We start from the raw sequence: 17,625 nt of genomic DNA, 5'->3' as shown, positions 1-17,625 counted from the left end.
AGACGGGTCGGGAGGGCAAGATATTCACTGTCCCTCACCACATGGTCCTGGCGGCCCGGCCGGGCCATTCCCGATCATAGGCGGTGCCGTCGAAACCTTTCTTGGCCGAGGCGAGCATCTGGCCCACGGTCGGCAGGCAAGAGGTATCGCGGAACTTCTCCGGGTTCCAGAGGTCGGCGCGCAGAACGGCGCGCGCGCATTGCGAATAGACCTCTTCGATGGAGATCACGACGACGGAGCGCGGGTGTTTTCCGTCCATCACGAAGCGTTCGGTGAGCGCCTGGTCGATGCGCACCACCGCGCGGCCGTTGAGGCGCATGGTCGTGTTGGAGCCCGGAATGAGGAACATCAGCGCCACGCGCGGATCGCGCACGATGTTGGAGAGCGAATCGATGCGGTTGTTGCCGCGCCAGTCCGGCAGCATCAGCGTGCGCTCGTCCTCGATATGGATGACGGCGCCGGCATCGCCGCGCGGCGAGCAATCGAGCCCTTCCGGCCCGACGGTGGCGAGCGCCATGAAGGGCGAGGCCTCGATCATCGCGCGATATTGCGGCAGCAGGAAATTCGTCACCTTGACGAGCGAGGCTTCGCCCGGTTCGCCGTAAAGCGCGTTCAACTGGTCGACCGAGGTGACGATGGTCATGCTTGCCTCCTGTGCTGCTTGCCGTTTCCGGCGCATCGCACCCTGGCATGACAGGTTCATGACGAAAAGGCCGTCAGGCGGCGATGCGTTGCCCGTCCTCAGCGAGGAAGCGCACGATGCGATCGATCACCGGCTCGGCGGAGACGATGCGGCGATGGCCAAAGCCGTTCGCCCATTCGAGCGTGACATTCGGCCCCGAAGCGGCATAACGCCGGGCATGCAGCGCCGGCACCTCCTTGTCGTCTTCCGCGTGCAGCACGAGCATCGGCACCTTCAGCCGCCCGGCCCCGTTCGCGGCGTCGAAGGCCGAAAGCGGCGCGCCGGCAATCTTTTCCACATGGTTTTCCAGCGCCACCTGGGCCTTGGCCCCGAGCTTCAGGAACCGGCCGAGATCCTTGAACAGCCACGTCATTTCGCTGGGCGAACCGATAGTGACGAGCCGGCGCGGCCGGTGCGCGGGAACCGACGGCACGAGACCGCTTGCCGCGCAGGCGAGCGACGCCCCGCCAAAGGAATGGCCGCAGAAATAGTCGAACCCGCCGAAACGTTGCCAGGCCGCGTCGATCGCCCGCACCGCCATCGGCAGCGTCAGCGTTCGCCCGCGCGAGGCGCCATGGCCCGGCAGGTCGAGCGCCACCACCTCGTGGCCGGCGGCGACCAAGGCCTCCGTCAGCGTCGAGAGATAGGCCGCGCGCGAGCCCCAGCCGTGCACCACCAGCACCCGGCCGGAAAAGGCCTGGCAGGGCCGCGCGGCAAAGCGGTGCGCGACGGCAGTGCCGCCGGCAAAGGCGAGCGTCACGCGCTCGGCCTGCCGCATCCAGCCCTCGGAGCGGGCGAAAAGCTCCTTCTCCTTCGCCGTACGCGGCCGGCGGCCCGGCGTCGTCGCAAACAGCCGGAACGCGGCGCGGCCGGCGGCAGCAGGAGAGACGGCGGCAGCCCCCTGGAGCGCCAGCCGGATGACCTTCAAGCCAAAGGATGCCATAGTGGGAATCCATAAAAAATGTTCAATGCTGAACAATAAAGTACAACGATGAACAAAAATCAAGCCTTCCCCTGGGATCATCCGCGCTTTCGCAGCTGGATCGGCGTGGCGCGCGCCTGCCAGCTCATGCAGCAGGCGGTGACAAGGGCGATCGCCGATCTCGGCATCAAGCCGCCGCATCTCGATATCCTGGTCAACCTCTACCGCTTCGATGGCATCTCCCAGCAGGAGCTGGCGCGAAAACTGCTCGTCGGCCGCTCCAACATGAGCATGCTGCTGCCGCAGCTCGAAAAGCGCGACCTGATCCTGCGCAAGGCCGACGCGAAGGACAAGCGCGTACTGCGCCTGTCGTTGACGAAGGCCGGCCGCAGCCTCACCGAACAGGCAATGATCATCCAGACCGGCCTAATCGACCGCATCCTGTCGCAGACCCCGGAAGACCGTTGCCTGCAAGTGGCCGAATCGATGGAAGACATCATCCGCATCCTCCAGACGATGGATGCGGATGAGGTGGCCGAAGACGCCTAGGCCGGATCGACTTTTGAGCGATAAACTCTCATCGGCGAGGCTGGACAGGACTCTGCTGGCTTTTCGTTGCCCAAGCGTCCGCTACGTGCTCTGTATAAGACTTTAAACAAGATATTCGCCTGTAGCAAAAGCTGCCCCCTCGATATGATAGACCTTCGGTTCTTCCGAAAAATACCGCTGCAAGCCCATCATGAACATCCGATGGTCTTCACTTGCTTCGAAGCCCGGCGTGTGATCCTCGAGTGACTGCCATCGCACGATTAGGTGGAACAGTTCGGGTGTTTCGATCCCTTGTGCGAGAACGTGACCGCAATAGCCTTCTGCGCGGCTGAGCAACGGAGCGACCTCGGCAAATGCGGCTCTGAACGTTTCAATTTGCGCTCTGTGGACCGAGAGTTGAGCGATTTCATAAATCATGGCGTTCCCCTAAAGTGAGTTCAACGGTTAAAAGCCCGCACTTGCGAGATGAGCGGAAGGCCCGACTGCTATCGCGATTTTTCCTCGAACACCGTTGTTGGGGGTCTCCAGCCGGGCATGGGCGAGTGGAATGTCAGCAAGCGAGTAGACGGCGCCGACATGTGGCCGCAGCTGACCGCGTTCTATCAATGCGCTCAATTCATCGAGCTTTCCGCGGTTTTGTCTGGTGAAAACGAAGTGATAACTCGCGTTCTTGCCCCAGGCCTGAACGACGTTTTGTGGCTGTGCAATGTCCACGATCGTGACAACACGGCCAAGCTGTGCGAGCGCGTCGGGGCTGCGCGACAATGTGTTACCGCCGATGGTATCGAACACCACATCGACTCCGCGGCCAGCCGTTTCCCGCATGACGGCGTCGACATAATCTTCCTTTTGGTAGTCGATGACCACATCGGCACCCAAACTATGTGCGAACTCAAAGTTTGCTTCACGCACGGTCGCGAACACTCTTGCTCCCATGGCCTTTGCGATTTGGATCGCCACATGACCGACCCCTCCCGCGCCGCCATGTACCAGAATGCTTTCCCCCACTCTTAGCGCCGCACGCACGACCAGTGCTTCCCACACCGTACCGCCAACCAGGGTCAAGCTTGCGGCTTCAAGGTGGCTCAGCGAGGGAGGCTTCTTCCCCACAATGCCTTCGGCAGCAACGTGGTACTCGGCATAGCTTCCTGGCCCGTCAAATATTTGCGGGGTGTACCAAACTTCATCTCCTGGAGAGAAGGCCGTCACACCCGGCCCGACCGCTTCGACAACGCCGGATACGTCGTGTCCGGTAATAGCCGGCAGTGGCACCAGATCGCGATAATCGCCACGTCGGACTTGGTAATCCAACGGATTGATGGAGGTTGCATGTACCTGGACCAGCACCTGTCCGGCATGCGGCACTGGCTTGGGCACGTCGCAAAGCTCGAACGAATCCGGGCCGCCAAATGATTTAAGTGTCATCGCTTTCATTGCACATCCTCGTTTCGGTAAAAAGGAATATAGAGAATTCCCGATATTCTGAGGCAAAAAATCACAGTTCCTTCCCGATGATCTCGGCAAGAGCACTGATGGTGGCTTCGTTCCGCTTGTAGTAGGTCCACTGGCCGATGCGCCTGACTTCCACCAAGCCTGCTCGTTGCAGGGTTGCAAGATAATCAGACACCGTCGACTGCGACAGTCCCACGCCTTCTTGAATGCTACTGACGCAGACCCCTACCGTTAGAACGTCCCCTTCATCCTGTGGAGGGAAGTTCTTCGCGGGATCCTTCAAACCTTTCAAGATTTCAAGGCGGGTCCGGTTTGAGAGGGCTTTGAATATTTCGAGCAATTCCATAGGCTAATAATATCGATATTTACCGATATGTCAATACGGTCAACGGCGGCCCTGTTTGCAGCTTTTGTAACGGGATACCGGATGGCAGCGCAGCGAAAGGCTGGCGTCGCTGTCGTCCTCTACGACCTCGCGCCCAGCTGCCATCGGCCAGAACCAACGAAAGGCTGATCAACCTCCGGCGATCGCGGGGACAGCGGCTGAGTTCAACCTAAATGTCGATCCGATCTAGACCTTTGCGACCGCATCCGCCCGCGTCGATTTCAGCGACTGGAACTCCCAGAGCGCCACGCCGAACAGCACCGCGGAAGCCGCCATGAAGAGTTGGTAGGGTTCGACGAAGGGCACGGCTGCGGCGAGCAGGAGAAGCGCGCCGATGCCGGCGAGATGCGACAGCGGCGCCCGTCCGCGCACCGCCCGCTTGAACCAGGTATTGCCGGAGAGGAAGACGATCGGCCCGCCGAGGATGGCGCTCGCCGTCTTGAAATCGACGTGCCCATGCGGATGGGCGAGCGCGAATTCCTCTGCCACGGCCGACAGGATGATGCCGCCGACGATCGGGATATGGGCATAGGTGAAGGCAAGCCGGGCGACACGGCCCGGCGTCGCCGAATGCTCGATCAGGTGCGCCGCCTCGCCATGGCCGAAGCGGAAGTAGATCCACCACATGGTGGCGGTCGAGAAGAAGGCGGTGGCGAGCAGGATGATGGTGAAGCCGTCGAGCAACTCCATGCCGGCGACCGTGCGGCCGGTAACGAGGATCGTCTCGCCGAGGCAGATGATGACGAAGAGTGCGCAGCGCTCCGAAATATGCTCGCCGGAGACCTGCCAGTCGCTGACCGACGATCGCCCGATGCCGGGCGTGACGAAGCCGAGCGCCGGCGCGCTGTATTCGATGACGAGCGCCAGCAGCCACAGCGCCAGCCGCGCCTCCTCCTCGACGAAGGCGCCGGCGATCCAGAACACCGCGGCAAAGGCCGACCAGGCGGTGATGCGGATGAAGTTGCGGCTGTTTTCCGGCCAGTCGCGCCGCATCACATAGGCGGTGAAGGCCGAGCGGCCGACCTGCATGGCGACATAGGTGAGCGCGAAGAGCAGGCCGCCGGTGCTAAAGGCGACCGGAATGGCGACCGACAGCATCAGTCCGAGGAACATCAGCACGAAGAGCAGGATGCGCACCGGCGCCTTGTCGGGATCGAGCCAGTTGGTCGCCCAGGTCGTATAGATCCACACCCACCAGACCGCGAGCGTCAGCATTGCCGCCTCGACGAGGCCGAGCGCCGAATAATGCCCCGCCAGCGAATGGGAAAGCTGGATGATGGTCAGCACGAAGACGAGGTCGAAGAAGAGTTCGGCGAAGCCGACTTTGCCTTCCTGTGCTGTTCCCCGGGCACGCAAAAAGGCGGAATGGGCGAAGCGTTCGTCGTTCGTCGCCGTCATGCGGGCGGGTCCTTCTCCAAGTGTGATCGAGCCGGGCGGCGTCGATCCCATGGGAAACCACCCGGCGCGCGAAGGCAAGCCCGATCCGCGGTCAGCCGGCCTCTTCCTGCTGTTCCCTTTCGCGGCGCTCGCGCTCCTCCTCCGCGGCCGCGCGCTCGCGGGCGGTGCGCGCCGCGACGAGATCGGCCGGCTGGGCATTGCCGCGCACGAGCTGGCGGCCGGCATAGATGCCGCCGACGGTTTCGAGCGCCAGGCGCTCGCGGTCGACATCGCGGAATTCCTCGACCACTTCGATGGCGAGATCCTCGTCCTCGCCGAGCACCTTCAGCGTCTCGCGGCTGAAGACCGTGGCGGATTCGAAGGTCTCGCGGATCTGGTAGTCGACGCCGGCATGGATGAGGTCGATGGCGTGGCCGCGGTCGTAGGCGCGCGCCAGAAGCGGCACCAGCGGAAACTCCTCATGCACGATCTGCGCGATCTTCACCGCCGCCTCCTTGTCATCGACGCAGATGAGGATCGCCTTGGCGGTCGCCGCACCCGCGGCATGCAGGATATCGATGCGCGAGCCGTCGCCGTAATAGACCTTGAAGCCGAACTCCGCGGCATCGCGCACGAATTCCGCGTCCTTGTCGATCAGCGAGAGCGTGTAGCCGCGGGCGAGCAGCGGCTGGCTGACGATCTGGCCGAAGCGGCCGAAGCCGATCATCAGCACCGTCCCCTCGACATTCTCCGGCAACGTTAGCCCCTCGGTGGAAGGCTGCTGCTTCGGCACCACGCGGTCATGCAGGATGACCATCAGCGGTGTCAGCACCATCGAGATGATGATGGTCGCCGTCAGGATCGCATTGTCCTCACCGTCGAAAATGCCGGCGGAAACGGCGGCCGCATAGAGCACGAAGGCGAATTCGCCGCCCTGCGCCATCAGCACGGCGCGTTCCAGGCTTTCGGCGTGGCAGGTGCCGAGCACGCGGGCGACCAGATAGATGATCAGGATCTTGGCGATCATGTAGCCGACGACGCTCGCCACCACGAGCTGCCAGTTGGCCGCGATGACCGAGAGGTCGATCGCCATGCCGACGCCAAGGAAGAACAGGCCGAGCAGGATGCCGCGGAACGGCTCGATATCGGCTTCGAGCTGGTGGCGGAAGGCCGATTCGGAGAGCAGCACGCCGGCAAGGAAGGCGCCCATCGCCATCGACAACCCGGAGACCTGCATGGCGAGCGCCGAGCCGAGCACCACGAGAAGGGCTGCGGCCGTCATCACCTCGCGCGCACCGGACGCCGCCAGCACGCGAAACAGCGGATTGAGCAGGTAGCGCCCCGCCAGCACCAGCGCCACGATGGCGCCGATGGCGATGCCGACCGAAAGCCAGCGGTCGGAGGTATCCTTGGCAGCGCCGCCCGTACCCAGCAGCACGACGATGGCGAGCAGCGGCACGATGGCGAGGTCCTCGAAGAGCAGGATCGCGATGATGCGCTGGCCCTTCAGCGTCGACATGGTGCCGCGCTCCTGCAGCATCTGCATGACGATGGCGGTCGATGTCAGGACGAAGCCGGTGCCGGCGACGAAGGAAGGAATGAGCGGGAAGCCGAAGGAAAGCCCGATACAGGTCAGCGCCGCCATCGCGCCCATCACCTGGATGGCGCCAAGTCCGAAAATGTCCTTGCGCATGCCCCAGAGCCGCGAGGGTTGCATTTCAAGGCCGATGATGAAGAGGAACATCACCACGCCGAGTTCGGCGACATGGATGATCGCCTGCGGATCGGCAAAGAAGCCGAGCCCGAAGGGGCCGATCGCCAGCCCCGCCGCCAGGTAGCCGAGCACCGAGCCGAGCCCGATCTTCTTGAAGACCGGCACCGCCGCCACGCCCGCCGCCAAGAGGACGACGACCTGGGTGAGATCATTTGCATTCGCTTCTGCCAAAAGGGCATCTCCCGTTGGTTGTCGGTGGACGCTACCTTCTTGGAGGCAGTCCGAAATGTTACCGCGGTTTCTCCGACATATCGCGGCTCATGCCTTTCTCCGCAAGGTCGCGTTCGTAGTCGGCGAAGAGCTCCGCGCCCTTTTCCCCGACTTCGCGCAGATAGGACCACGTGAAGATACCAGTATCGTGAAGGTCGTCGAAGCCGATGCGCACGGCATAATTGCCGGTCGGGATCATCGAGATGATCGCGACATTGCGCTTGCCCGGCACCGTCACCTTCTGGCCCGGCCCATGGCCCTGCACTTCCGCGGAGGGCGAAAGCACGCGCAAAAGTTCCGCCGAAAGGTCGAAACTCTGGTTGTCGTTGAACGTCACGACGAGGCGCTGGCGGTCCTTGGAGACCCGCAGTTCCGTCGGCCACAGATCGCTCATGCCATTACCTTTCCATCGCCTTTGCGCGAAGGACTATGCCGCAAGCCGGGGATGTGCAAGGCGGAAAATGCTGCCATAATCGCCGCACCGGCTTGACGGTGCGCCCCGCGCGCACGACATATCCGGGAACGGAGGCTGTGTTTTGAATTCGTTTGCAGGACCATGGGATGGCGCGGGCCGCATTGCGCAGTCCGACGCACCGATGATCGACCCCTTCGGGCGGGCGATCACCTATCTGCGCGTCTCGGTGACGGATCGCTGCGATTTCCGCTGCACCTATTGCATGGCGGAAAACATGACCTTCCTGCCGAAGAAGGACCTGCTGACGCTGGAAGAGCTCACTCGGCTCTGTTCCGCCTTCATCGCCAAGGGCGTGCGCAAGCTGCGGCTAACCGGCGGCGAGCCGCTGGTGCGCAAGAACATCATGCATCTCGTGCGTGAACTCGGCCATCAGGTGCAGGACGGGCGCCTCGACGAACTGACGCTCACCACCAACGGCTCCCAGCTCGCCAAACACGCGGCCGAGCTTGCCGATTGCGGGGTGCGCCGCATCAACGTCTCGCTCGATACGCTCGATCCGCAGAAATTCAAGACGATCACCCGCTGGGGTGAGCTTTCGAAGGTCATGGAAGGCATCGATGCGGCACAGGCTGCCGGCCTGAAGATCAAGATCAACGCCGTCGCGCTGAAGGATTTCAACGATCGCGAGATTTCCGAGCTGATGCGCTGGGCGCATGGCCGCGGGATGGACCTCACCCTCATCGAAACCATGCCGATGGGCGAGATCGAGGAAGACCGCACCGACCGCTACCTGCCGCTGTCCGAAATGCGCGAACGGCTCGCGGAAGAGTTTACGCTGACCGAAAACGCCTACCGCACCGGCGGGCCGGCGCGTTACGTCACGGTCGCGGAAACCGGCGGCCGCCTCGGCTTCATCACGCCGATGACGCATAATTTCTGCGAAAGCTGCAATCGCGTGCGCCTCACCTGCACCGGCACGCTCTACATGTGCCTCGGCCAGAACGACGCGGCCGACCTGCGCGTGCCGCTGCGCGCCTCCGAGGACGACGCCCTGCTGTCGCAGGCGATCGACGAGGCGATCGGCCGCAAGCCGAAGGGCCACGATTTCATCATCGACCGCCGCAACCGCCCGGCCGTCGCCCGCCACATGAGCGTCACAGGCGGCTGAGCGCTGCCCAACAGCGAGGTTTCGGTGAAAACCCTTCTGGCCGCCCTCCTCTGCGCCGCCCTGCCCTCCATCACCTTCGCAGCCGATCGCCCTGAAGGCCTTGCCGCCGCTGAAGCCGTCGCCAAGGCCGCCTTCGGCACGGATTGCGACATGAACGGCATGACGGAAGTGCCGATGGCCGAGCCGGACGGCGAAGGCTTCGGCCATTCGGTCTATCGCTTCTCCTATCGCGCGAGCTACCAGTCGGCGGCTGATCCGGAAATCGAGGCAGAACTCTACCAGCTGTTCTGCGGCTCCGGCGCCTACAATGTCCGCCACGCCTTCGTGCTGAAGGTGAGCGACACGGAATCGCCGAAACTCGTCGCCTTCGCCACGCCCGATCTCGACTATGCCTATACCGACGACGAGATGGGCAAGCTTAAGGCCGAGCCGAAGGTGCGCGGCTTCCGCGCCACCGGACTGCTGGTGAACGCGACCTACGACGCGGAAAAACGCACCATCACCAGCCACACCGCCTGGCGCGGCATCGGCGACGCCTGGGACAGCGGCACCTGGACCTTCATCAACGGCGACTTCGTGCTGACCCGCTTCGAAGTCGACCCGACCTATGGCGAACAGGACCCGGCGGTGCCTGAGAGCTACGTCGTCTACGAGGCCGGCAAGTAGGTTCCAAACGAAAAAGGCCGGGCTTTCGCCCGGCCTTTTCATGTCCAAAAGAGCCTAGGCTCAGGCCGCGTAATGCTGCCGCCCGAAACCGTCCCGGGTGTCGAGATCGCGTGTTTTGAAGTGGTCGATCTTCTCGTTGAGGTTTTCGACGCGGCGGCGCAGGCCGTGGATTTCCGCGGTGTTTTCCTCCACCATCGCCGCGTTCTGCTGTGTGATGAGCTCGACCTGGTGCACCGCCTGGTTCACCTCGTTGATGCCTTCGTACTGCGCGGCAGCGGCAGCCTCGATCTTGCCGACCAGCGTGTGGATCGACGAGATGTGCTCGTTGATAACAGTCAGCGCCTCGCCGGTCTCGGTGACGAGCGAAACGCCGTTGCGGACCTGCGCCGAGCTGTCGGAAATCAGGCCCTTGATCTCGCGGGCCGCACCTGCGCAACGCTGGGCAAGCTCGCGCACTTCCTGCGCGACGACCGCGAAGCCGCGGCCGGCTTCACCGGCACGCGCCGCTTCCACCCCGGCATTCAGCGCCAGGAGGTTGGTCTGGAAGGCGATCTCGTCGATGACGCCGATGATCGTGCTGATCTTCTCCGAGGATTTCTTGATCTGGTCCATGGCGTCGACCGCCTTAGACACGACCTCGCCGGAGCGCTTGGCATAGCTGTGCGTCTCGTCGACCGAAACCGCGGTCTTCTGGGCGCTTTCGGCGGTGGAGCGGACGATTTCGGTCAGCTGGCGCAATGCCCGCGAGCTTTCCTCCAGCGCTGCCGCCTGCTGTTCGGTGCGGCGCGCCAGATCGTCGGCGGAGGTGGCGAGGTTGCTGGTGCCGCCGTTGATCTCAACCGTCGTCGCACGAACGTCCGACAGCGTGACGCGCAGCGCCTCGACGGCATTGTTGTAGGTGCGGGCCATCGCGACATATTCGGCGGCGAGCGCCTCCGTCATGCTCTCTTCGAGATTGCCGGCGGCAAGCTGGCCGAGCACGTCGGACAGGGCGGTGAGCGCCTCGGTCTGGTCGGCTTCGATGCGGGCCTGCTCGCTGGCGCGGCGCGCCTGCTCCTCGGCCGTCAGCTGGCGCTGGGTTTCCGCTTCCTGTTCGAGGCGCACGTTTTCGCGCGCGGCATCGCGGAAGACGGCGACCGAGCGCACCATGTCGCCGATCTCGTCGCCGCGGTTGCGGCCATCGATGCTGATGTCGAGATCGCCGCTCGCCAGCCGCGACATGGCTTCGTTGACGCGCCGCAGCGGTCCGCGCAGCGTTTCGACGAGCATCAGGCCGCCGATGATGGCGAGCAGCGTGCCGGCGACCATGGCGATGATCGAGACATTGGCCGAGCGCTGGCTGTCCTTCTTGCCGGCCTCCTGGGCGCTCGACACGAACTGTTCGAGCGTCTGGCTGGCATCCGCCACGGAAGCGGAGGCGGCGACGCGCGCGGCCTGCCATTTTTCGCCGACGGAGATCAGGTCCTGCGTGCCCTTCTCGATCTTGACGAGCGAGGGCGCGAGCTTGTCGGAGAGATCACGCAACGCCGCATTCTTCGTGCCGAGCTTTGCGAGTTCGGCGGCGCTAGCGGCCACGGCCTTGACGTCCGCAAGCACGGCGTCGCGGCTCGGCTGGTCGAGCTTGCGGTGCAGCTCGCTGATATGCAGGCGGGTTTCGTCGATGCCCTTGAAGGTGTCGCCCATCAGCGTGATCAGCGTCTTGAGCAGCACGATCTCCGCATCCATACCGACAAAACGCTTGGCGGCGGTGTCGGAGTTCTTGCCGGCTTCCTTCAGGAAATCGGCATCGAACTTCGCGAGCTTGGACAGCACCGGCACGAATTTCGCCTTCTTGGCCTCCGCGTCGTCGGTGCCTGCAAGGATGGCCTGTACCGCGGCGACTTCCACCTCGAAGACCTTGATCTGTTCCAGCGCCTTGGGCGAGGCGATCGCCTTCGATTCGGCAAGCTGCTTGAGAAGCTGCGGCAGGTAGGTCTCGGCCGCCTTCACCTTGTCCTCCGGCTTCATGGCCAGCGCGACGGGCTTGCGGAACTTGCCGATGCGTTCGGCAAGGCCCTGATAGGCGGCGGCATCGAACAGAAGAGCCTTGGCGAAGGCTTCCTTCTCGCCGGATTCGCTGCGGATGACGCCGATCTGCTTTTCGGCAAAGGCGCCGTCCTTGGCCATCGCCGCAAGCGATCCTTCGAGCTCCGCGGTCACGGCGTTGCGCTCCTGGTCGATTGCCCAGAGCGTCTCGGTCTGGGCGCGCATGGTGCCGGCCAGCGCCACGACGGAGGCGATCTTTGCCTTTTCGCCCGCATCGGGCAGCAGCGCGTCGAGATCGTGGATGCCGGCATCTTGCTCGTCGATCCGCGCAGAGAGCGCGTCGCGCGTCTCCTGCGCGGGCTTGTCGACGAAATCCTGCAATCCGCTGCGCAGGTTCTGGAAATGCGACAGGCTGTTGATCGTCTCGCGGGTGACCGTCATGTGGCCGTTCAGCGTGCTCGCGGTGAAATAACCGACAAGGCCGATACCGGCGATCAGCGCGACGAGAGGAATGACGAACAGCAGCACCTTTGTAACGATGCGGCGCTGCTGGAGCAGGCGGTCAATGAAGGACATGGGTTCCCCGACGTTTTTATGACGACCAAGATCCCGTCGGGTGTCTGTCAAAGCCGAAGGGGCCGCTCGGCTCACCATCGGGAGCGCGGCCGGCACTTCATGTCGGGGCATTCGGCCGATCTTCCACCAGACGGCCTGCCCTCACCCGTCGCATCATGCGATCGTTCATTGGGATGACGCAACGATAGGTGGGGAAGCTTAATGAAATGCTTCGCCAAAGCAGCAGAAATTCAAGCTGTTGCGCCGAAATCGTCATCGTTTCGTGCCCAAAACACGCTCATTCGCCGCTTCCTTCGGCAACCATCCCGTTTGTTCCAGTCGATCTAGTGATGGCACCCGGCCGACAATGTGCCTATGAGGGAAGGACAATCGCCTGGAATCACCCGCATGAACTCCACCGCAAATGCCAAGGGCGCCCTCTTCATGGTGGTCGCCATGGCCGGCTTCACCTGCAACGACGCACTGGTCAAATCCGTCACCGATGCCATGAATGTCGGCCAGATCATGTTCGTGCGCGGGCTGATGACGACCGTGCTCGTCGTCGCCATCGCCTGGTGGATGGGCGCACTCGGCTCCTGGCGCGTCGTGCTGCAGCCGGCGCTCTTGCTGCGGCTCGTCGCCGAAATCCTCGCCTCGCTCGCCTATATTTCCGCGCTCGGCGCCATGCCGCTCGCCAACACCGCCTCGATCCTCCAGGCGCTGCCGCTCGCCGTCACGCTCGGCGCCGCCCTCTTCCTCGGCGAACAGGTCGGCTGGCGGCGCTGGCTCGCCATCATCGCCGGTTTTGCCGGGGTGCTCATCGTCATTCGCCCCGGCCCGGAAGGGTTTTCGATGGCGGCGGTCTATGTCATCGCCTCGGTCGTCGGCGCTGCCGCGCGCGATCTTGCGACCCGCCGCATCGACCCGAACGTTTCCACCCTTTTCATCAGCGTCATCACCGCAACGTCGATCACGGTCGTCGGCGGGGCGCTGATCGTGCCGATGGGCGGCTGGCAGCCGATGTCGGGCGATGTGCTTAGCCGGCTAGCGATTGCCAGCGTGCTGCTGCTCGTCGGCTACCAGGCGATCATCCTCGCCATGCGCACGGGCGAAATATCCTTCATCGCCCCCTTCCGCTATACGAGCCTCATCTGGGCGATCGCCATCGGCTTCCTGTTCTTCGGCGAGATACCGGATGTCTGGATGACAGTCGGCGTTCTGATCATCGTCGCCTCCGGCCTCTACACCTTCTACCGCGAGAACCGCCGCCGGGTGCCGGCCGTCGCACAAGAGTCGAAGCCGGAATCGCCCTGACAGGGTTGCGAGCCAGAGCCGCACCGACTAGATCGGATGGGAACAACCTGCCGATGGGAGCGAGATGGCACCGGCACAAGCGATATTGGGCGTGATCCTCGCCGGCGGGCTTTCCTCCCGCATGGGGCAGGACAAGGCGCGCATCCGTCTCGGCGGCGCCGCGCTCATCGATCGCGCCGCCCGGCGACTGCGCCCGCAGGTCTCCGCCGTCGCGGTCAATGCCAATGGCCCCGTGCTGTTCGAACGCGGCGAGGAACTGCCGGTCTTCGCCGATCTCGACGCCGCGCGCGCCGGTCCCCTCGGCGGCGTGCTCGCCGCCCTCGACTATGCCAAGCGCCACCACCCGGAGGCGAGCCACGTCGCCACCGTGCCGACGGACAGCCCGTTCTTCCCGACCGACCTCGTCGCCCGGCTCGCCCGCGTCATCGACACGCCGGAGCGCATGGCCGTCGCCCGCTCGGTCAGCGGCCTGCATCCCGTCTTCGCGCTGTGGCCGGTCACACTCGCCACCGACCTTTCGGAATGGCTTGCCGGCGGCGGGGCGTTGCGGGTGCGCAGCTACCTCGAACGCCACCAGGCGCGCGACCTCACCTTCCCGCTGATCGACACGCCGCGCGGCGAATTCGACCCGTTCTTCAACATCAACACGCCGGACGATCTCGACGAGGCGGAAAACTGGCTCTGGGTGCTGGAGCGATGACGCGGCCAAAGATCTTCGGCATTGCCGGCTGGAAGAATTCCGGCAAGACCGGGCTCGCCGTGCGGCTGGTGACCGAGCTCGTCGCCCGCGGCTACCTGGTCTCGACCATCAAACATGCCCACCACGATTTCGACATCGACAAGGTCGGCGCCGACAGTTACCGCCACCGCCAGGCCGGGGCGCATGAGGTGACCATCGTCTCCGGCACGCGCTACGCCATCATGCATGAGCTGCGCGGCGCACCGGAGCCGAGTTTCGAAGAAATCCTCGCCCGCCTCGCCCCCTGCGACCTCGTACTGATCGAAGGCTACAAGCGCGAGCCGATCCCGAAAATCGAGGCCCGCCGGCTGGAAGCTGCCAACAGCATCCCGCTTGCGCCGGAAGACCCGCATATCGCAGCCATCGCCGCCGATCACCCGGTCACCGACACCACGCTGCCCGTCTTCGATCTCGACGACACCAAAAGCATCGCCGATTTCGTCGTGGCAGTAACCGGCCTCGCAAAACCCTCAACGGCTTGACGCAACCCGCCGTCAGGCGGCGGACTGGACGTCCGCGAAGGCTTTGGCGATGCGCTGCGGCGCCTCGGGACGCGCATACATCCGCTCAAGATAGGCCTGGAGACCGGGACAGCCGCCCAGAAGCTCGCATTCATTGGCCCAGTCGAGCACATAGGCGGTCACGCAATCGGCGACGCTCATCCGGTCGCCGACGATGAACGTGCGCCCCTCCATGTGGCGCTCCAGCACCTTTGCCATGGCCGTGAACTCTTCACGAGCGAGCGCGATATCGCCGGGCAGGCGCTTGTCCTCGTCGTATAACATCGTGTGTTTGGTGATGCGCCACACCGGCTGTTCCAGCTCGGTGACGGCGAACAAGGCCCAGCGATAGGCCTGCGCCCGTTCCTTCAGGTCAGCCGGCATCAGGCCCTTGGCGCCGTACTTCTCCGCCAGATAGAAGACGATCGCCGCGGACTCCGTCAGGACGAGATCGCCATCCACCAGGACAGGGATTTTCCCGGCCGGATTGAGGCGCAGGAAATCGGGCTGATAGTTTTCGCCGGCCATCACGTTGACGGGCACGAACTCGAATTCCGCATCGAGCGTCTGAAGCGCCCATAGCGCACGAAGCGAGCGCGTCGGGCCAAATCCATAGAGTTTCATCATCGCCGTTCTCCTCCAGCTTCTCACGATTTCCAAAGGACGCCGGAAGAATGCCCGAGCCGACAGCCGGCGCCAGAAAAACTTTCGCGCCCAAAAAACAAGGCCGCGGAATTTCTCCCGCGGCCTTCTTCATCTCGTCGGCTAACGCCGATTATTCGGCCATCGCGACCGGCTTCACCAGCGGCGTGACGCGGCGGATGGTGACGCGGCGGTTGAGCTGTTCCGAAGCATCGGTGTCGATCTTCAGGAAGCGCTCGCCGTAACCCTGCGTCGCCAGGTTTTCCGGCGCGATGTCGTAGACGTCGGTCAGGATGTTGGCGACGGCCTCGGCGCGTTCGTCGGAAAGCACGAGGTTCGATTCGTCAGAACCGACCGCATCCGTATGGCCCTCGATCAGGAAGGTCTCGCCCGGATCCTTGTCGAGGATCTCATTCATCGCATCCGCCACCCGCTTCAGCGTCGAGGCCTGGTTCATCGAAATATCCGCCGAGCCGGTCGCGAAGGTGATCGTATCGAGGTCGATACGGCGCACCTTGTCGCGGATACGGGCCGAGTATTTCACCTCGTCGAGCGAGTAGACGCGCTCGACCGGCTCCACCGGCGGACGATCGAGGAAGGCACGATAGTCCGTGTCGTCTTCCGCCGACGTGTCGATGATATATTCATCGACCGGGATCGTCAGGCGCATCGGCGGCAGGCGTTCGCCGGGATCGACGAAGGTCGGCCGGCTGTCGCGGTCGATTTCCGGCGCGTAGTACATGACATATTCGCGGCCGCCGCCATCGATGCGCGAGCGCTGGATGATATCGCCGTAGCGGTTGCGGATGGTGACGACGCGGTCGCCGTTCGGGCGCACGATGACCTCACGGGTGCGGCCGTTCGGCAGATCCTCGTAATAGGTCTCCGTGGCGCGACGCGACAGGCGACGCCCGTCGTCAGAGCGCACGATGATGCCGCCGTCGAAATTGATCACGGTGCGGTCATCGATTTCGCGCTCGACGCGCCAGCCGTCCCGCTCGTCGTAACGCGGCCGGCGGTCACGGCGCTCGCCGCGCTCGCGGTCACCCGATTCGTAGCGAACCCGGTCGCCTTCCCAGCCGACCTGCGCATCGCGGTCGGATTCGGGAACGCGCACGCGCACGTCACGGCGCTTCTCCTTGCGCTCGCGACGCAGCTCGTCGCGCGAGCGGTCGCGGCGGTTGTCCCAGTCCTTGTCACTGTCGAGCACGGCGGCACCGTCGGTGAACGGCAGCTCGATCGTGTCCGTCGTGCCGGACGGGTCGCGCGCGATGCGCTCGCGGTCCTTGTCGCGCTCGCGGCGCGGCCGGCCGGCCGTCTCGTCCGGACGCTTGCCTTCCCGCTCGGCCTCGCGCTGCTTTTCTCGGCGTTCCTGGCGTGCCTTCTGGTCGTCCTGCTTCTGGTTGGCTTCCGCCTCGCGCTGCTTCTTGCGGCGTTCCTCGCGAGCACGCTGCTGGTCCGCATCCTGGCGCTGCTGATCCGCCTCGGCATCACGCTGTTTCTGACGCCGCTCTTCACGGGTCTTCTGCGTGTTTTCCTGCTTTTGGCGATCGGCTTCGCGCTCACGCTGATCCTTGCGGTCCTCAGCGCGCCAGGTTCCCTGGTTTTGCTCCTGCTGCTGCTGATCCGCGTCGGCTTCACGCTGCTTCTTGCGGCGTTCCTGGCGATTTTCCTGCTGCTGCTGGTTGGCTTCAGCCTCGCGCTGCTTCTTGCGACGCTCTTGGCGGTTTTCCTGCTGCTGCTGGTCGGCTTCAGCCTCACGCTGCTTCTTGCGGCGCTCCTGGCGGTTTTCCTGCTGCTGCAGGTCGCCTTCAGCTTCGCGTTGTTTCTTGCGGCGTTCCTGGCGGTTCTCCTGCTGCTGCTGGTCGCCCTCGGCCTCACGCTGCTTCTTGCGGCGCTCCTGGCGATTGTCCTGCTGCTGCTCGGCCTCGCGGTTGCGTTCGCGCTTGTTCTGGCCGCCCCCCTGCTCCTCGCGATTGCGCTTCTTGCGAATGATTTCCTCTTCTTCGCTCTGCACCGTCGTCACGTCGGATTTTTCGACTTGCGGCAGCAGCGGCCGCACCATGGCCGCTTCGACCGGCTGCCAGACCAGCGAAAAGATGGGCAGAGCCACCGTCGCCAGAAGTGTTGTTCTCTTAGCCATTGGCGTTTCCTCGTTTGCCAGCGTTTGACGCACTTGCTTCAGGGTTTGGGGCGATTTTGTGTTTCAATGCAAGCCGCCACTGTTCAAAAAGACGCTAAATCATCGCA

17 protein-coding genes are annotated in these 17,625 nt (G+C 63.9%); 6 read left to right on the top strand and 11 right to left on the bottom strand.

Annotated features, from left to right (window positions below):
• Positions 1-34: 34 nt before the first annotated feature.
• On the bottom strand, positions 35-643 hold the full coding sequence (locus tag J2Y63_RS17335; RefSeq protein WP_435267096.1) for a pyridoxamine 5'-phosphate oxidase family protein: 609 nt from the start codon (positions 641-643) through the stop codon (positions 35-37).
• A gap of 73 nt (positions 644-716) precedes the next feature.
• A complete protein-coding gene (locus tag J2Y63_RS17330; RefSeq protein ID WP_435267095.1) occupies positions 717-1,625 on the bottom strand; it encodes an alpha/beta hydrolase in 909 nt (302 codons plus the stop codon).
• Between the two features lie 48 nt (positions 1,626-1,673).
• Between J2Y63_RS17330 and J2Y63_RS17325 the strand changes: the two genes are divergently transcribed.
• Positions 1,674-2,153 (top strand): MarR family winged helix-turn-helix transcriptional regulator, encoded by a 480-nt coding sequence (locus tag J2Y63_RS17325; protein ID WP_435267094.1) that lies wholly within the window; start codon positions 1,674-1,676, stop codon positions 2,151-2,153.
• Between the two features lie 102 nt (positions 2,154-2,255).
• Here the strand turns inward: J2Y63_RS17325 and J2Y63_RS17320 are convergent, their stop codons facing one another.
• The 6 genes from J2Y63_RS17320 to J2Y63_RS17295 form a co-directional block, all read right to left on the bottom strand.
• A complete protein-coding gene (locus J2Y63_RS17320) occupies positions 2,256-2,570 on the bottom strand; it encodes an antibiotic biosynthesis monooxygenase family protein (RefSeq protein ID WP_435267093.1) in 315 nt (104 codons plus the stop codon).
• A gap of 27 nt (positions 2,571-2,597) precedes the next feature.
• A complete protein-coding gene (locus J2Y63_RS17315) occupies positions 2,598-3,587 on the bottom strand; it encodes a zinc-dependent alcohol dehydrogenase family protein (RefSeq protein ID WP_435267092.1) in 990 nt (329 codons plus the stop codon).
• 61 nt (positions 3,588-3,648) lie between these two features.
• Positions 3,649-3,951 carry an ArsR/SmtB family transcription factor gene (locus J2Y63_RS17310; RefSeq protein WP_066658179.1) on the bottom strand — a complete coding sequence of 101 codons (303 nt, stop codon included), beginning with the start codon at positions 3,949-3,951 and terminating at the stop codon, positions 3,649-3,651.
• 225 nt (positions 3,952-4,176) lie between these two features.
• The gene (locus J2Y63_RS17305; protein WP_435267091.1) at positions 4,177-5,388 is read right to left on the bottom strand and encodes a low temperature requirement protein A; all 1,212 of its coding nucleotides are present in this window, start codon (positions 5,386-5,388) and stop codon (positions 4,177-4,179) included.
• Between the two features lie 91 nt (positions 5,389-5,479).
• Positions 5,480-7,312, bottom strand: coding sequence for a monovalent cation:proton antiporter-2 (CPA2) family protein (locus tag J2Y63_RS17300; RefSeq protein ID WP_435267090.1), 1,833 nt, complete (start codon positions 7,310-7,312; stop codon positions 5,480-5,482).
• Between the two features lie 58 nt (positions 7,313-7,370).
• Positions 7,371-7,745 carry a gamma-butyrobetaine hydroxylase-like domain-containing protein gene (locus tag J2Y63_RS17295; protein ID WP_435267089.1) on the bottom strand — a complete coding sequence of 125 codons (375 nt, stop codon included), beginning with the start codon at positions 7,743-7,745 and terminating at the stop codon, positions 7,371-7,373.
• A gap of 202 nt (positions 7,746-7,947) precedes the next feature.
• On the opposite strand from J2Y63_RS17295, the gene moaA reads away from it, so the two are divergent.
• Positions 7,948-8,934 (top strand): GTP 3',8-cyclase MoaA, encoded by a 987-nt coding sequence (gene moaA, locus J2Y63_RS17290; RefSeq protein ID WP_435267209.1) that lies wholly within the window; start codon positions 7,948-7,950, stop codon positions 8,932-8,934.
• A gap of 24 nt (positions 8,935-8,958) precedes the next feature.
• On the top strand, positions 8,959-9,600 hold the full coding sequence (locus J2Y63_RS17285; RefSeq protein ID WP_435267088.1) for a DUF1176 domain-containing protein: 642 nt from the start codon (positions 8,959-8,961) through the stop codon (positions 9,598-9,600).
• A gap of 60 nt (positions 9,601-9,660) precedes the next feature.
• Here the strand turns inward: J2Y63_RS17285 and J2Y63_RS17280 are convergent, their stop codons facing one another.
• The gene (locus tag J2Y63_RS17280; RefSeq protein WP_435267087.1) at positions 9,661-12,201 is read right to left on the bottom strand and encodes a methyl-accepting chemotaxis protein; all 2,541 of its coding nucleotides are present in this window, start codon (positions 12,199-12,201) and stop codon (positions 9,661-9,663) included.
• A 387-nt stretch (positions 12,202-12,588) separates the two neighbouring features.
• Here J2Y63_RS17280 and J2Y63_RS17275 point away from each other — a divergent pair, with 387 nt between their 5' ends.
• The 3 genes from J2Y63_RS17275 to mobB all read left to right on the top strand — a co-directional run bounded on the left by J2Y63_RS17275 (position 12,589) and on the right by mobB (position 14,715).
• Positions 12,589-13,494 (top strand): DMT family transporter, encoded by a 906-nt coding sequence (locus tag J2Y63_RS17275; RefSeq protein WP_435267086.1) that lies wholly within the window; start codon positions 12,589-12,591, stop codon positions 13,492-13,494.
• 64 nt (positions 13,495-13,558) lie between these two features.
• The gene (gene mobA, locus J2Y63_RS17270) at positions 13,559-14,194 is read left to right on the top strand and encodes a molybdenum cofactor guanylyltransferase MobA (protein WP_435267085.1); all 636 of its coding nucleotides are present in this window, start codon (positions 13,559-13,561) and stop codon (positions 14,192-14,194) included.
• Positions 14,191-14,715, top strand: coding sequence for a molybdopterin-guanine dinucleotide biosynthesis protein B (gene mobB / locus J2Y63_RS17265; RefSeq protein ID WP_435267084.1), 525 nt, complete (start codon positions 14,191-14,193; stop codon positions 14,713-14,715). The genes mobA and mobB overlap by 4 nt, the downstream gene beginning before the upstream one ends.
• A gap of 12 nt (positions 14,716-14,727) precedes the next feature.
• On the opposite strand, the gene J2Y63_RS17260 is transcribed toward mobB, so the two are convergent.
• Both J2Y63_RS17260 and J2Y63_RS17255 read right to left on the bottom strand, forming a co-directional pair.
• Entirely contained in the window at positions 14,728-15,360 is a 633-nt protein-coding gene (locus J2Y63_RS17260; protein ID WP_435267083.1) for a glutathione S-transferase family protein, read from the bottom strand.
• A gap of 148 nt (positions 15,361-15,508) precedes the next feature.
• Positions 15,509-17,518: an OmpA family protein gene (locus J2Y63_RS17255; RefSeq protein WP_435267082.1), complete on the bottom strand. Its 2,010-nt coding sequence runs from the start codon at positions 17,516-17,518 to the stop codon at positions 15,509-15,511.
• Positions 17,519-17,625 lie beyond the last annotated feature (107 nt).

This window comes from Shinella sp. BE166 (assembly GCF_051201095.1).
Lineage (GTDB): Bacteria > Pseudomonadota > Alphaproteobacteria > Rhizobiales > Rhizobiaceae > Shinella > Shinella lacus.
This window is presented reverse-complemented; position numbering and strand designations above follow the sequence as displayed.